The organism is Acinetobacter sp. AHP123, assembly GCF_023757925.1.
In the GTDB taxonomy this organism is placed as follows: domain Bacteria; phylum Pseudomonadota; class Gammaproteobacteria; order Pseudomonadales; family Moraxellaceae; genus Acinetobacter; species Acinetobacter oleivorans.
In genome coordinates, this window is sequence record NZ_CP092454.1 from 1,928,154 (window position 1) to 1,944,180 (window position 16,027).

General features: G+C 37.6%; 12 protein-coding genes and 2 pseudogenes. 8 read left to right on the forward strand and 6 right to left on the reverse strand.

Annotated features, from left to right (window positions below; translation table 11 throughout):
* The first annotated feature begins 40 nt into the window (after positions 1-40).
* The 3 genes from MJX77_RS09340 to MJX77_RS09350 are packed head-to-tail and all read left to right on the forward strand — an operon-like array spanning position 41 to position 3,738.
* Positions 41-1,690 (forward strand): phosphoethanolamine transferase, encoded by a 1,650-nt coding sequence (locus MJX77_RS09340; RefSeq protein WP_252061272.1) that lies wholly within the window; start codon positions 41-43, stop codon positions 1,688-1,690.
* 14 nt (positions 1,691-1,704) lie between these two features.
* The gene (locus tag MJX77_RS09345) at positions 1,705-2,373 is read left to right on the forward strand and encodes a DNA-binding response regulator PmrA (RefSeq protein ID WP_005309947.1); all 669 of its coding nucleotides are present in this window, start codon (positions 1,705-1,707) and stop codon (positions 2,371-2,373) included.
* Positions 2,374-2,403: 30 nt separating this feature from the next.
* A complete protein-coding gene (locus MJX77_RS09350) occupies positions 2,404-3,738 on the forward strand; it encodes a two-component system sensor histidine kinase PmrB (protein WP_005309951.1) in 1,335 nt (444 codons plus the stop codon).
* A gap of 1 nt (position 3,739) precedes the next feature.
* On the opposite strand, the pseudogene MJX77_RS09355 reads toward MJX77_RS09350, so the two are convergent.
* The 3 genes and pseudogenes from MJX77_RS09355 to MJX77_RS09365 all read right to left on the reverse strand — a co-directional run bounded on the left by MJX77_RS09355 (position 3,740) and on the right by MJX77_RS09365 (position 7,044).
* Positions 3,740-4,448, reverse strand: a pseudogene (locus tag MJX77_RS09355) (phosphatase PAP2 family protein).
* Positions 4,449-4,669: 221 nt separating this feature from the next.
* Positions 4,670-5,857 carry an ammonium transporter gene (locus MJX77_RS09360; protein ID WP_016137075.1) on the reverse strand — a complete coding sequence of 396 codons (1,188 nt, stop codon included), beginning with the start codon at positions 5,855-5,857 and terminating at the stop codon, positions 4,670-4,672.
* A 302-nt stretch (positions 5,858-6,159) separates the two neighbouring features.
* Positions 6,160-7,044, reverse strand: a complete 885-nt coding sequence (locus MJX77_RS09365) for a LysR family transcriptional regulator (RefSeq protein WP_252061273.1) — start codon at positions 7,042-7,044, stop codon at positions 6,160-6,162.
* 115 nt (positions 7,045-7,159) lie between these two features.
* On the opposite strand from MJX77_RS09365, the gene MJX77_RS09370 reads away from it, so the two are divergent.
* Together MJX77_RS09370 and MJX77_RS09375 are read left to right on the forward strand one after the other, a co-directional pair.
* Positions 7,160-8,065: an AEC family transporter gene (locus tag MJX77_RS09370; RefSeq protein WP_252061274.1), complete on the forward strand. Its 906-nt coding sequence runs from the start codon at positions 7,160-7,162 to the stop codon at positions 8,063-8,065.
* A 126-nt stretch (positions 8,066-8,191) separates the two neighbouring features.
* Positions 8,192-9,208 carry a molecular chaperone DnaJ gene (locus tag MJX77_RS09375; protein WP_252061275.1) on the forward strand — a complete coding sequence of 339 codons (1,017 nt, stop codon included), beginning with the start codon at positions 8,192-8,194 and terminating at the stop codon, positions 9,206-9,208.
* 116 nt (positions 9,209-9,324) lie between these two features.
* Here the strand turns inward: MJX77_RS09375 and MJX77_RS09380 are convergent, their stop codons facing one another.
* Positions 9,325-10,437 carry a hypothetical protein gene (locus tag MJX77_RS09380; protein ID WP_252061276.1) on the reverse strand — a complete coding sequence of 371 codons (1,113 nt, stop codon included), beginning with the start codon at positions 10,435-10,437 and terminating at the stop codon, positions 9,325-9,327.
* Between the two features lie 75 nt (positions 10,438-10,512).
* A pseudogene (locus MJX77_RS19355) lies at positions 10,513-10,658 on the reverse strand (hypothetical protein); the annotation flags it as partial.
* A gap of 86 nt (positions 10,659-10,744) precedes the next feature.
* Between MJX77_RS19355 and MJX77_RS09385 the strand changes: the two are divergent.
* The gene (locus MJX77_RS09385) at positions 10,745-11,323 is read left to right on the forward strand and encodes a methyltransferase domain-containing protein (protein ID WP_252061277.1); all 579 of its coding nucleotides are present in this window, start codon (positions 10,745-10,747) and stop codon (positions 11,321-11,323) included.
* A gap of 65 nt (positions 11,324-11,388) precedes the next feature.
* Here MJX77_RS09385 and MJX77_RS09390 read toward each other — a convergent pair whose 3' ends face one another.
* The gene (locus tag MJX77_RS09390) at positions 11,389-14,286 is read right to left on the reverse strand and encodes a valine--tRNA ligase (protein ID WP_252061278.1); all 2,898 of its coding nucleotides are present in this window, start codon (positions 14,284-14,286) and stop codon (positions 11,389-11,391) included.
* 196 nt (positions 14,287-14,482) lie between these two features.
* On the opposite strand from MJX77_RS09390, the gene MJX77_RS09395 reads away from it, so the two are divergent.
* The gene (locus MJX77_RS09395; protein WP_252061279.1) at positions 14,483-15,154 is read left to right on the forward strand and encodes a hypothetical protein; all 672 of its coding nucleotides are present in this window, start codon (positions 14,483-14,485) and stop codon (positions 15,152-15,154) included.
* Between the two features lie 27 nt (positions 15,155-15,181).
* Positions 15,182-15,988, forward strand: a complete 807-nt coding sequence (locus MJX77_RS09400; protein ID WP_005309982.1) for an SDR family NAD(P)-dependent oxidoreductase — start codon at positions 15,182-15,184, stop codon at positions 15,986-15,988.
* The last annotated feature ends 39 nt before the right edge of the window (positions 15,989-16,027 follow it).

Genomic DNA, 16,027 nt, shown 5'->3' on the forward strand with positions numbered 1-16,027 from the left:
CTACAGTAAAGCATCATAAAAAGATTGTAGTTCCCCCAAGATGCTGAATTTTTTTTCTACCTTAAAAAATAAACAGATTTCACTGTTTATGTTTAATTTCATTATAGCCATTTGGTTAGGTGCAGTTTTAAATATTGGTTTTTATAACAAAGTACATCTTTTGACTCCATATTTTGGAGTAAAAGCTATTCTATTTTTAGTTGCTACAGTGCTTATTGTTGTTGCTGCGTATTATGCGCTTTTACAAATTTTAAACTGGAAATGGACAGCCAAACTTTTTGCAATTTTGCTGGTCTTTATTGGTGGTTTTAGCTCTTATTTTGTAAATACGTTAGGTGTAATCATCTCGCCTGATCAGATTCAAAATATGATACAAACGGATGTATCTGAAGTTTCTGATTTAGTTTCATTACGCTTTGGACTTTGGACAGTTTTCTTCGTTGTTTTACCTATTATTTTAATTACTCAAGTAAAACTTAAAAAAGAAAAAGTATCCCATTTGTTGTTGAAAAAAGTCGGTTCAATTATCGCTTCTTTTGCAATTGTTGGTATTTTGCTTTTTACATATTATGTGGATTTTGCAGCCATTTTTCGTGAACATCGTGATTTAAAAGGCATGATTTCTCCTCAAAACACTATTTCTTCTTTAATGTCTTATTATCATAAGAAGGCGCCTAAGAAGAACTTACCATTAATACATTATGGTGAAGATGCTCATCAGGTTCAGTCAGTACAAAAGAACCTGCCTAAATTAATGGTGCTGGTTGTCGGTGAGACAGCGCGTGCGGAAAGTTTTTCACTCAATGGTTATGCTAAAAACACGAATCCAGAGCTTTCTAAACAAGATATTTTGAATTTTTCTCAGGTAAGTTCATGTGGTACAGCAACAGCAGTTTCGGTTCCATGCATGTTCTCGGGCATGCCACGTGTTGACTATGATGAGCAATTAGCAAGTCATCGTGAAGGATTACTTGATATTGCAAAGCGTGCGGGTTATCAGGTGACTTGGATTGATAATAATTCTGGTTGTAAAGGCGCATGTGATCGTGTTGAGCAATATCAAATTCCAGAAAAGTTAAAGCAAAAATGGTGTAAAGATGGCGAATGCTTTGATGATATTTTAATTGATAGCTTAAATGAGTATTTAGCCACTATTCCTAAAGAAGATACGCGTCCACGTTTAATTGTTTTACATCAAGTCGGAAGTCATGGCCCAGCTTATTACAAACGCGCACCTGATGCATATCAACCATTTAAACCGACTTGTGATACTAATGCGATACAGGGCTGTTCTCAAACAGAGTTATTAAATAGTTATGATGACACGATTGTGTATACAGATCATGTGTTAAGTCAGATGATTAATAATTTAAAAGAAGTATCGAAATATCAAACAGGTTTATGGTATTTATCTGATCATGGTGAATCAACTGGCGAACATGGTTTATATTTACATGGTTCACCTTATGCAATCGCACCGAGTCAACAAACACATGTACCAATGATTATGTGGTTCTCTGATAAATGGAAGCAGCACAATCTTGCACAAGTGAGTTGTTTAGGCCAACAAACGAAACAAAAGTTAAGTCAGGATAATTTATTCCCAAGCTTATTAAGTTTGTTAGATGTAAAAACTCAGGTCATCAACCCTCAACTGGATATGCTGCACTCTTGTGCCCATGTGAATTAAAGCGAGCCTAGAACATGACAAAAATCTTGATGATTGAAGATGATTTTATGATTGCAGAGTCAACAATAACGTTGCTGCAATATCATCAATTTGAGGTGGAGTGGGTCAATAATGGCTTAGATGGTCTAGCTCAATTGGCCAAAAATAAGTTTGATATCATTTTATTAGACTTAGGTTTGCCGATGATGGATGGTATGCAAGTTTTAAAGCAAATCCGTCAAAGAGCTGTCACTCCAGTTTTAATCATTTCGGCACGAGACCAGTTACAAAACCGTGTAGATGGATTAAATCACGGGGCAGATGATTACTTAATTAAACCATACGAGTTTGATGAGTTACTTGCCCGTATTCATGCGCTATTGCGCCGTACTGGAGTAGAGGCTCAGCTTGCGAATCATGAGCAACTTTTACAAAATGGCGATCTGGTTTTAAATGTTGAACAACATATTGCAACCTTTAAAGGCCAGCGGATTGATTTGTCGAACCGTGAATGGGCGATTCTTATTCCTTTAATGAGCCATCCAAATAAAATCTTTTCTAAAGCAAATCTTGAAGATAAGTTATATGATTTCGATAGTGAGGTGACCAGTAATACGATTGAAGTATATGTGCATCACTTGAGAGCTAAACTTGGAAAAGACTTTATTCGAACTATTCGAGGGTTGGGTTACCGTTTAGGGTAATCCTCACTTCAATTTTGGAACTTTATAAAAGTGCATTATTCATTAAAGAAACGACTGATTTGGGGCACCTCAATTTTCAGTGTCATCTTAGGTTGTATATTAATTTTTAGTGCCTATAAAGTTGCACTTCAAGAAGTTGATGAAATTTTAGATACTCAAATGCAGTATTTAGCAGAACGAACAGCTGAGTATCCTTTAAGAACAGTAAGTAGTAAGTTTGATTTACATAAAACTTATCATGAAGAAGATTTGTTTTTAGATATTTGGGCCTATAAGGATCAGGCTCATTTATCTCACAGTTTACATCTGTTGGTTGCACCTGTTACACAAGCTGGTTTTTATTCGCATAAAACCAGCCAAGGTGTAGTGCGAACTTATGTTTTGCCTTTAAAAGATTACCAGATTCAGGTCAGTCAACAAGAACGAGTTCGCGAAGCTTTTGCTTGGGAACTTGCGGGAAGTATGTTTATTCCGTATTTAATTATTTTGCCATTTGCGATTTTTGCTTTGGCTGCAATTATTGGTCGAGGCCTAAAGCCGATAGATGACTTTAAAAATGAGCTGAAAGAACGCGATTCGGAAGAGTTAACTCCCATTGAAGTTTCGGACTATCCTCAAGAGTTATTGCCAACTATTGATGAAATGAACCGTTTGTTTGAGCGTATTTCTAAAGCTCAAAATGAGCAGAAACAATTTATTGCAGATGCTGCTCATGAATTACGAACTCCTGTCACAGCTCTAAATTTACAAACCAAGATTTTAATCAGTCAGTTTCCTGAGCATGAAGCGCTGCAAAACTTGAGTAAAGGATTAGCGCGTATTCAGCATTTGGTTACCCAGCTTTTGGCTTTGGCTAAGCAAGATGTCTCTTTAAGTGTGATTGAACCGACCAGAACTTTTCAACTCAATGATGTCGCTTTAAACTGTGTTGAGCAGCTGGTTAATTTAGCTATGCAAAAAGATATTGACCTAGGGTTTGTCCGTAATGAACCTATAGAAATGCATAGTGTTGAGCCAACAGTACACTCAATTATTTTTAACTTAATTGATAATGCAATTAAATACACGCCTCATGAAGGAATGATTAATATTTCAGTCTTTACTGCTAAAGATGGCGATGCGTGTATACAAATTGAAGATAGCGGTGCAGGGATTGACCCTGAACATTACGATAAAGTTTTAAAACGTTTTTATCGTGTACACCACCACCTTGAAGTGGGTAGTGGTTTAGGTTTATCAATTGTTGACCGAGCGACTCAGCGTTTAGGTGGGACTTTGACACTAGATCGAAGCTTAGAGCTTGGCGGACTCTCTGTTTTAGTTAAACTGCCAAAAGCTCTACATATTCATGAAGCAAGAACTTGATTTAAACAAGTTCTTGTTTGATTCGTTTTTCAAACTCAAAGCGGTGAATACATATTCTATAAAATAAGATATTCACTGCCCAAACCACCCAGCCTGTCCATAAATTGTGGCTAAGGAAATGAGCGCCACGCATCATTTGTCCCCAGCCCATTAGAAAGCCTAAGATAATGCCAGCGATGAGATAAAAATAGGCACGTTTAGGTTGCTCAAGGCGATAAACAAAAAAGCCTGTCATTAAAATAAAGCCTGCACTTGCATGACCACCTGGAAAGCAATGACCATGGGTAGCGGTAAAGTCCCACACATAACTTAAAGCAGTCGGATGAACCATATTCCAAGGGCAAGCGTGAGCCGATTGTGATTTTAATAGGCCAACTACACCGCTACCAATCATGCTCACAAAAAACATATAGCCATATTGCCAGCGATAAAGCTTCAATTTTTCTACTTTAAATGACGCAATCCACAGAAATAAAAAGATCACATAAACAGTGGTAATGATTTGTTTTACTATTTCATGGTTAACCCTGACAAGGTACCAATTATCCCGATTAAAGAAATGACCCGTTGAATCCATCCATGGCTGGATGAAATACATATCAATTTTCCCACCCACTGGAAATATAAATAAAAGTATAAAAAAACTAAGGGCAAGAAAAATAAGATGAAGTTGAAAAAATTGTTTTTGTTGGTTCATTGCCATGCAACATCAATTTGAGTGTGAGTTGAAGGCATTACATAAAATAAAACTTAAATTGTTCTTAAACTAAACAAAATTTAATGTTGAAATAAAGTTAAGGCTTAAAAAATAATATTGATGATTCATAGATATATATTATTTATTTAAAGAAATTTTTAATTAACTTGGGTAGTAAGGAATTTTAAGAAAATGATAAGCAGGACATTTTGGCCCTGCTTATCAGCTGTTGAGTTAGAACATACCTTCTTCAGAGTTTGCAGAAATTTTATGAATAGATAAATCTGCACCTCTAAACTCATCTTCTTGAGATAAACGAATGCCAATAGTTGCTTTGAGTAAGCCATAAACAATAAAGCCCCCAGCGAGCGCAATCGCAATCGCAAGTACTGTACCAATGAGCTGTGAAGCAAAAGATACACCGCCTAAACCACCAAGCCATTTTTGGCCGAATAGACCTACTGCAATACCACCAAATGCGCCGCATACGCCGTGTAAAGGCCATACACCCAGTACATCATCCACTTTGAGCTTGTTTTGGGTGTAGGTGAATAGATACACGAACATTGCACCAGCTGCACCACCAATAACCAGCGCACTGACTGGATGAACAATGTCAGAACCCGCACAGATTGCAACTAAGCCTGCAAGTGGACCGTTGTGTAAGAAACCAGGGTCATTTTTTCCAATCGCATTTGCTGTAATGGTTCCGCCAACCATAGCCATGAGCGAGTTAATTGCAACTAGACCTGAAATTGCATCAACACGTTGCGCGCTCATCACGTTAAAGCCAAACCAACCTACAATTAAAATCCATGAACCGAGCGCTAAAAATGGAATAGAAGATGGTGGGTGAGCACTTACACGACCATCCTTCTTATAACGACCAGAACGGGCACCCAATAAAATCACGGCAGCAAGTGCAATCCAACCACCCATAGCATGCACCACGACCGAACCTGCAAAGTCGTGAAAGGCTGCACCAAAAGTTGCTTCTAACCATTTTTGCAGACCGTAGTTACCATTCCAGACCATACCTTCGAAAAATGGATAAACCAGTGCAACTAAAGCGAGTGTCGCAATTGCTTGTGAACGCATTTTTGCACGTTCAGCAATACCACCCGAAATAATGGCAGGAATAGCCGCAGCAAAAGTCAGTAAAAAGAAGCAACGCATGAGGTTGTAGCCATGATCACTTGCGAGGCTTGTGCCATCATGGAAGAAATGTTGACCATAAGAAATATAGTAGCCAACAAAGAAATATGCGATTGCAGAAAGGGCAAAGTCAGTCAGAATTTTACTTAGTGCGTTCACCTGATTTTTATGGCGAACCGTACCAAGTTCCAAGAATGCAAAACCTGCGTGCATGGCAAGAACCAAAACAGCACCAAGTAATAAGAAAAATAGATCTACATTTTGCATAGCATGCTCGAAAAAAGTGCTAAATTCCATTTTGGAACAAATCTGGGTCTGTAAATTGCACCAAAATAGATTTAAGGAATCTAAAAACCTAAGTTTGTCGAAACAAACTCAATTGCATAAAAGTGAATATGCAATAAGTGCACCAATTTGAATTGGAAAAGTGTTTTTTGGCGATAAATGGTGCGTTGATTTGGTTAATATAGGGCAGTTATGGCGCTTTTTACGTTACAAGTCATCTAATGCGCTTGTAAATTGACCTGAAAAAGTTCGTTATCAAATTCCTAAAAATTATTCGTAATTATTTAATGATTTGACCAAATCTCTTGAGCAACTTCTATAAATGCTTTCACAGCAGGACTCATGTGCTTTTTATTTTTCACTGCCAGTCCAATAGAACGTTTAAGGTTTGGTTTAAAAGGGCGTTTAACTACGTTTGGATAAAGTGAGAGTAACTCTTTAGTGATGACCATATCAGACACCATAGACACCCCTAATTGATTGTGAACCATGCTGACGATACTCAAAATTTGTGACACATAAAATTTGATGTCTGGTTTCACATTAAAGTTTTTTAAAATTAATTCGACCTGATATCGACTCCCAGCCATTGTCATAATAAAAGGGCAATTTTCTAGTTGTGCTGGATCAATATAGAGTTGTTGCGCGAGCGGGTAGTGACTAGGAATTAACGCAACAAAATGATCTTCAATTAAAGGGAACGTATCAAAACGCTCATCTGGCATAATCAAAAAACCAACCTCTATGCGCCGTTCCAATAACCACTGAGCAACTTCTTTATCTTCGCCTTCATCAATATAAATTTCAATTTTAGGATAGCGTTGCCGAAAGGCTTCTAAAATTTCAGGCAATAGATAAATAGAAGATGAAGCACCAAAAGAGCCAATACGTAATGTTCCTTCGTTTAAACCATGGATGGCAGCCACTTCTTTTTCTAATGTATTGGAAATACTCAATAGCTCTTTTACATGCGTAAGAAGCTGTTGACCTGTCGTGGTGAGCTCAATATCACTCTGGGATCTTGAAATCAGGTTAATGCCCCATTGTTGTTCTAACGATTTAAGGGCATGGGAAACTGCCGACTGTGAAATTCCCAGCTTTTCTGCTGTAGCCGTAAAGCTTTTTAGTTCAGCAATGAGTGCGAAAATTTCAAGCTGGGTAAATGTCATATTGTATTTGTTATGAGTAAAAACTCATTTTATCATGAGTTTTCATTATCTTTAATATATGAGTAAGCCAAGGTTATTGCCAAACAGCAAACCTCCACAAAACTCGAGTAAAGAAATGAATAGCATTGTTTTATCTCTTTTTCCCTTAGTTGCATTAATTGCATCGGGATACTTATTTAAAAAATATCGTTTTTTTAGCGATGAGTTTTGGGCTGGGGCAGAGAAGCTTAATTACTATATTTTATTTCCCGCTTTGCTTTTTAGTACGCTATCAACCGCAAAAATTGACTTACAAAGCTTGAGTACAGCCATTATTGCAATGTTGATTGTGGTTTTAGCAGTGACCACCTTTTTATACATACTCCGAATGTTTTGGCACATACCGCCTGCACGTTTTGGTGTGCATGTACAAAGTATGGTTCGCTTTAATACCTATATTGGTTTGGCTTTAGTGACTTCACTTTTTAAAAGTGAAGGAATGGCAATTCTGGCAATTTTATTGGCGCTTTGCATTCCACTTGTGAACGTTATTTCGGTGCTTGCTTTAACTTCTAAAGAACACATGGCAATTAAACCTGTTTTGATTGCACTCCTTAAAAACCCTTTAATTGCATCATGTGTAGTCGGGGCAGCAGTCAATGCACTTCATATCCCAATTTGGGAAGGCTTTACCCAGTTTATTAAGCTTTTTGCAGTGTCGAGTTTGCCACTAGGTTTGTTATGTGTGGGTGCAGCTTTACAGTTTATGCAAATTAAAAAAGACATTGTGGTATTGGCAGCAGACACGTTTGCTCGGCTTTTAGCAGTACCTGCCTTGGCTTACGCGGTCTGCATGTGGTTTAGTTTACCAAGCTTACAAACACAAATTTTAGTCATTTTCTTTGCGCTACCGACTGCTTCCGCATCATATATTTTAACTAAAGTTTTGGGTGGCGATAGTCAGCTTATGGCAGCCGTGATTAGCTTTCAAACTCTATGTGCTGCCGTGACTTTACCATTAGTGATTTGGTGGATTTCTTAGGTTATAACTTAGATAAGTCGTATTCTATTTTCTAAAAATGAGTAGGCTGATTCTGGCTTAAAGAATGCTTTGCTACCTTCCTCATCTGATTATTGCTACACTTTTTTCTTTTTCAGGTGGATGAGTATGTCCTTTGATCTCAAAGTGAGCTTGCAGCAAAGGTCTGAACCGTCTGCACAGCAGAAAAAACTGAATCGCCTGATTGATAAAATAGAACAGCAAAAAGTTAGCCTGAGCACATGGCAAAATGCACAAGCCGAGATTCAACAGCACATACGACAAAAACTGATGCCCCTGTATAACGATTTGCATGAAGTGCTATTTCAGCAGCTAGAGCAACTTTGGAATATGCTGCATAGCCATGAGTTTTCCAAAGCAGACATACAACAACTAGATGAAAAAATTGCCCAGCTTGCACAAATGTTGAAGCGCTCCAAAATCCTATCTGCTGAGCAGTTAGAGTTAGTGAAGCAAATCGATACCTTTTATGAGCAACATACACGAGAGTCAGCAAGGAAGAATAAAAAAGCTCAGTCAATAAAATCTGAATATGAAGAAAGCGTTGATCAAGGTTCAGAGTTTGAAGAAGACTTTGAACAATATGCTGCTGAGCAACAACAAGCGCGGGAACAAGCCAAGCAGCAAAGACAACAACAGAAACGTGAACAAGTCGAGCAGATGGCAACGCAGTCGTTAAAAACAGTTTATTTAAAAATTGCTGCGATGATTCATCCAGACCGTGAGCAAGATGAAACAAAAAAAGAAGAAAAAACTGAATTGTTTCAACAGGCAAGTCAGGCCTATGAAAAGCAAGATTTGTTTTATTTACTCAAACTCCAGTTACAGCTTGAACAGAATAAAGGGCTAGGCGCTAAAGAACTATCTGCGGAGCAGTTGAGGTTTTATAAACTGGCTTTGGATGCACAAAGTCAGCAGCTTGAAAGTCAAATGGCTGAAATTTTGGACTCTTTTCAGTTAGCCAAGAATGTAAAAGCAGAGCATGTACACATTAGTGATGTTTATAAAGCTGTAGATGCTGATTGTGTTGAGCTAAAGCAACAGTTGAAGTTGGAAAAGGAACGTTTAAAGCATATGAAAAAGGTGAGTGGGGTTGAGATGTTGTTGGGACATGGAGTGCTTTAAAGCTTTTTTGCCTCTTCCTTTGGAAGAGGGAATATATCGAATAAGAAATGAAATTCGAAGTACTCTCTTCCAATAGGTTAGATAAACATATTTATTCTATAAAAAGACTAAAATATTTATTTATATAAATCATGAGTTTTTATAAAGAGGGCAACATCAGGTGATTGTATTAAGTTAATACATTTTCTTAATATAAAACCAAACAGAATAACTATAATGCAGAATATAATAATAGCTAAAAACTCTGAAAGAAAAAAGAATATAAGACTACACCCAAGTAAACTAATTAAAATATAAAGAAATAAAGTAATATATTTTTTCTCTATTTGTTTAATTTTAGATTTACGCTGTGCTTGGTTTAAAATAGGTCTAGGAGATTGCCAAACTGTATGTGAATGAGCCAAAGTTGTATTTTTAAGTTCCTGATAATAGTTTTGATCAATAGCGAAGAAATCTAAAAATTTCTGTTCTGCAACATAAAAATTTTGTATGGATTCAGATAAAATAAAATTATTAAATTCAACTTGTTGAAAATGAATTTCGAGAAACTGATTATCAGAATTACGTAAAATTTTTATTTTTTCAACTGCATTGAAATAAAGAAAATTTGAGTTTGTTAAACCATACATATTACATAAACCAACAGGGATTTTTGGATTAGTTCTTGCTTGTTTGAATTCAATCAGTACATTATGCGGTTGGGAGTTGATTACTTCAATTAGCAGTAAAGTATAAGAATGCGGTAATAAATAAAGTTTAACTTCTTGCCCGATTAATTGATGAGGTACGAGATTGGTTTTACTGAGATTGATTTGAGGATAATTAATTTTAAAATCTTTCTCTAACGTTCTATTACTTATATCCTGATATTCTATTGTAATAATGAGGGAAAACTTTTTCTTATTCCAATGTTGGATTTTTTTGACAACACCATATGTTAAAAGATATTTTTTAATTTGGGCTTCTTGGCGTAACTTTTTTTGTTTTTGATAATCAAAATAAAGAAATAGAGTAGAAGATAATAGCCCAATAGCACACAAAGTATAAAGAATAATAATAAATATTTGATTATCAATTTTTTTCCAGACTGCTAAAACTAAAAAAAGAATAAGAATAGCTTTAAGCAAGTTTTGTAGCCATTGTGGTGACAGGCTTAGAGGGAAATATTTCGTCAATTGTTTTTCAGAATTGACTATTTTGAGCTGGGGTTGATGATTGGTTGTATTCATTATTTTTTATCTATGAATATAAAGGTCTGATAAATCAGCCTTTTATATTACAGATTAAATTGGATGCTATAAAGATTAAAGTGCAACAATCTGCTCCGTATTCGCTTTAACTTTCTTAACTGAGCAATAAACTCAGCAAGCTTTGCTTTTTCATCCTTAATAACTCCTGATAGGGCTTTAGACACAAAGCCTTCATTTGCAAGTTGGCCCGTGACTTGGTCGGTAGCTTCTAAAAATAAGAAATCGTTGAGGTTATATTCTTTATAAAATATAGTGTGAAAATTATAAAAATTAAAAGATCGGATTTATGAATGAAAAATTTATTCAATTATCAAAAGAACTTAAACATAGACCTATTTTAGAGAGGGCTTTAGGACATTTTCCTAATTTACCTTTAGTTGCTATAGATTGCGGCTGTGGCGCTGGCAATGAATCTGCTTATCTACTCTCAAAGGGATTTAATGTTCATGCTTTTGATATTTCAATTGATGCACAAAAAGTCTGTGCTGAGCGATTCAAAGATGACTCTAAATTTATTTTGTATCATGAATCTTTTGAAGACTTTAATTTCCCGTCTGCAAGCTTAATTATTGCCTCATCAAGTCTATTCTTTTGTGAGCCAAGCTATTTTTATAGTGTAATTAAACGAATTATAAATGCGCTTCCTGAAGGCGGAATTCTGGTAGCTGATTTATTGGGGACTCAAGATGAATGGGTTATGAGCGAACCTGAAAAATTTATAGGATTTACTTATCAAGATATTGCCGATTTGTTTTTATGCGAGTTTAATTTATTGTTTCATAAAGAAATTAATGAAAATTTACCTTTATTGAATGGTTATATAAAATCATGGCATCTTCATATGCTGATTCTACAAAAAAAGTAATTTTAAAATATAGAAAAACCCAGAACCTGCTTGCACAGATTCTGGGTTTATTCGACTAAAAAAGCTTAAAGCGCAGCAATTTGCTCCATATTCGCTTTAACTTTCTCTAACTGAGCAGCAAATTCAGCAAGCTTCGCTTTTTCACCTTCAACAACCGCTGCTGGCGCTTTAGATACAAAACCTTCATTTGCAAGTTTGCCCGCGATTTGGTCGTGTTGCTTTTGGATTTTATCCAAGTCTTTTTGCAAACGAGCAAGTTCAGCTTTAGGGTCGATTAAGCCTTTCATTGGTACAAATACCGATGCATGGCTAACAACGCTAGAGCAAGACAAAGGTGGCTCTTGGTCTTTATTCAAGAACTCAATGCTTTCAACTTTAGCCAAGGCTTTGAACAAAGCTTCAATACGAATGATTTGTTCACGTTCAGCGTCAGATGTATTTTGAAGTAATACTGGCAACAAGCGCGCATTACCTAAGCCTAACTCACCACGAATGTTACGTACTGCACCAATCAATCCTTGAAGCCATTGCATATCTGCTTCAGCTTGTTCGTTGATTTTTGCTTGCTCAGGAATAGGATATTGAGCAGTCATAATCGTTGGACCACCTTGACCAAGCATTGGTGCAAGAGTCTGCCAGATTTCTTCTGTCAAATACGGCATTAACGGATGAGCCAAGCGTAAAGAAGCTTCCATCACTGCAAGTAATACACGGCGTACTTCAGCTTTACGCTCTTCAGAAACTTCTGCATCGTTTAGAACTGGTTTAGTTAACTCAACATACCAGTCACAGTATTCATTCCAGATAAAGTCGTAAATCGCTTGAGCAGCAAGGTCTAAACGATACGTTGCAAACGCTTGATGTACAGCAGCTTCAGCTTTTTGCAGACGGCTCATAATCCATTGTTCTGGAAGTTCCCAAAGATCAGGGCGAGCGTCAGTACCAACAGTTTGGCCTTCAACATTCATCAGAACGAAGCGAGTCGCGTTCCAGATTTTGTTACAGAAGTTACGGTAGCCTTCAACACGTTTTAAGTCGAACTTGATGTCACGACCAGTGTTTGCAAGCGCACAGAACGTGAAACGAACTGCGTCAGTACCATAAGCATTGATACCTTCTGGGAACTCTTTACGCGTTGATTTTTCAATCTTCGCTGCATCTTTCGGGTTCATGAGGCCAGTTGTACGTTTTGCAACTAAGCTTTCTAGATCAATACCGTCAATCAAGTCTAATGGGTCAAGTACGTTACCTTTAGACTTCGACATTTTTTGACCTTCACCATCACGTACCAAGCCGTGAACGTAAACAGTCTTAAATGGAACTTGCGATGAACCATCTTCATTTTTCATGAAGTGTAGGGTCATCATGATCATACGGGCAACCCAGAAGAAAATGATGTCAAAACCAGTCACCAACACATCTGTTGGGTGGAAGGTTTTTAAGAAATCATTTGCTGCATCTTTTTGTGCGTCGCCAGTCCAACCTAAGGTTGAGAATGTCCAAAGTGCAGATGAGAACCATGTATCAAGAACGTCTTCGTCTTGTTTAAGTTCAACGTCAGCAGCGATGTTATTTTTCGCGCGCACTTCTTCTTGGTTACGACCTACATAGATGTTGCCATTTGCATCGTACCAAGCTGGAATACGGTGACCCCACCAAAGCTGACGTGAAATACACCAGTCTTGAATGTCACGCATCCACGCCATGTACATGTTGCTGTACTGTTCTGGAACAAACTTAATGCGACCATCTTGAACTGCTTCAATTGCAGGCTCAGCAAGAGGCGCAATTTTTACGTACCATTGGTCAGTCAGTAACGGCTCAATGATCACACCTGAACGGTCGCCACGTGGAGCTTTTAAGTCATACGGTTGGATTTGATCTAACCAGCCTTCAGCTTCAGCTTGAGCAACTAATTTTTTACGTGCTTCAAAACGCTCTAAACCAGCGTAGTCTGCAGGTGCAGTAATGGTTTTAGAAATTTGTTCGCCAGCTTTTGCAATATATTCAAACTCACCTAAAACCTCGGCGTTTTTGTTGAAGATATTAATGATAGGCAAGCTATTGCGTTTACCTAGGTCATAGTCATTGAAGTCATGAGCAGGCGTGATTTTTACACAGCCAGTACCGAAGTCTTTTTCAACGTAGTCATCGGCAACGATTGGAATTAAACGACCAGTAATTGGCAATACGATGTTTTTACCAACAAGGTGTGCATAACGCTCGTCTTCAGGGTGAACAGCAACCGCAGTATCACCGAGTAAAGTTTCAGGACGAGTTGTTGCAACAACTAAATAGTCTTTGCCGTCTTGAGTTTTAACTGATTTGTCTTCAAAGAAATATTTAAAGTGCCAAAGCGAGCCTTTTTCTTCTTTGCTTTCTACTTCAAGGTCAGAAAGTGCTGTTTGAAGTTTAGGGTCCCAGTTTACAAGACGCTTACCACGGTAAATTAAACCGTCTTCGTGCAAACGAACGAATACTTCTTTAACTGCGTTTGATAAACCTTCGTCCATCGTGAAGCGTTCACGTGACCAGTCTACCGAAGAACCTAAACGACGGATTTGTTTAGTAATCGTGCCGCCAGATTGTTCTTTCCATTCCCAAACTTTTTCGATGAACTTATCACGACCCAAGTCGTGACGAGTTACACCTTGTAAGCCAAGTTGACGCTCAACAACCATTTGAGTTGCAATACCAGCATGGTCTGTACCTGGTTGCCATAAAGTGTTTTTACCCATCATGCGGTTATAACGGGTCAGGGCATCCATAATGGCATTGTTAAAGCCATGGCCCATGTGCAAACTACCAGTGACGTTTGGTGGTGGAATCATGATACAGAATGATTCACCGTGACCAGAAGGTTTGAAGTAACCTTGTTCTTCCCACGTTTGGTACCACTTCTTTTCGATCTCGGTTGGATCGTATGTGGTCGCAATATTTTGAGCGGTTTGAGCGTCAGTCATAGTAGCTTAGATCGAATATGCATAAAAAATTGCACCTATTGTATCAAAAAAATGCCTCGAAATTAATGTGCTGAAAACAGATAAACGGTTTTGTATTTTTTTCAAAAAACGGTAGATTTATGAAGGATGGATCACAATTTAATCGTGTAGACACACGGCACAAAAATTACAAACGAATTGAAAAAGGATGTTGCTCATGAGTTATGAAGTTTTTTTGAAAATTTCCGATTCAACTTATACCCAATTTGAGATCATTCGACAGAAACTGCATGATGGGGTAAGTCAAAGTCAGGCAAAACCTTTAGGCGATGTACTCTCTGATCTTTCTTGTGAAATTATTGAGCAGGTTTTTTCTGTGCTTTTACAGTCAGGAAGTACAACCATGTCTCCAAAACAACAAGCTGAGTCTGAAAAAGTGATTCAGCAAGTTTTAGAGACTTTTCGAAAATATATGCCGTGGTCAGTTTCATTTTTTGGAAATGAGCGTCTTTTGCCTTTAGTCGATTACATGACGTCTCTGATGAAAGAACAGGGGCAGCAAGTTTATATTACCTATCCAGTTACCCTCCAACTCGTACAACAAGCTCAAAACCTTACGCAGCAAATTCGTGACGGTAATATGCAAAGTATTACAGCAGCTTTTGAAACATTAATACAAATTGTAGATTTAGGCGTAACAAGCCTAGTACGTGAGCCTAAAAAGCGTTTAAAATTTAATTTAGTTGTCGATAAAACTCTTAACGGAGTAATCAACATGACGACGCATTTGGGCTATAAACGTTTGGAAAAGTTAGGTACACAGGTCGATCAGACCACAGCAACTCATTATATCAACCACTTTTTGGCCTTCATGCATCAAGCAGCATAATTTAAAAAGATAATAGGAACATAAAGCATGGCCAAACTTGATACTTTGCAAAATAAAGTGGTATGGATTACGGGAGCATCTTCTGGTCTGGGTAAGGCCTTAGCAGGTGAGTTGGCTTTGCAAGGGGCCGAAGTGATTTTGACCTCGCGTCGTTTTGAAGAATTAGAAGAAGTTCGGGTTGGCTTGTTAAACGCTGACCGTCATTTGTCGGTGGTTGCCGATATTACTGATGAAAAACAAGTAAACGAAGCTTATAAGCAGATTTTAAAAGCGAAAGGGCGAATTGACTGGCTCATCAATAATGCAGGTTTAAGCCAACGTGCTTTAATTAAAGATACGACAATGGCAACTGAACGGGCCATTATGGAAGTCGACTATTTCTCTCAAGTGGCATTAACCAAAACTGTATTGCCAACCATGCTAAAACAAAAGTCTGGCCGAGTTGTATTTGTGTCGAGTGTAGCGGGTTTATTAGGGACTCAGTATCGTGCAAGTTACTCTGCTGCTAAGGCAGCAATTCATATGTGGGCAAATAGTTTACGTGCTGAAGTCTCAGATCAAGGTGTTGAAGTTTCAGTTATTTTCCCAGGCTTTGTAAAAACTAACGTTTCGTTCAATGCGCTAAATGGTGCTGGGCAACCTCAAGGTCATCAAGATGAGGCTATCGAGAATGGTTTAGAGGCAGATGTATTTGCAGAGCAATCCGTAAAAGCATTAATGCAGGGTCAAGAATATATTGTTGTGGGTGGAGCAAAAGAAAAACTGGGTGTGATGGTTTCTCGGATGTCACCAAAACTTCTTTATAAAATGATTCGGAAAACAAAAGTAAAATAAAAAAGTGATTTCGCCGTGCTAAATTGATGGAAAAACCCG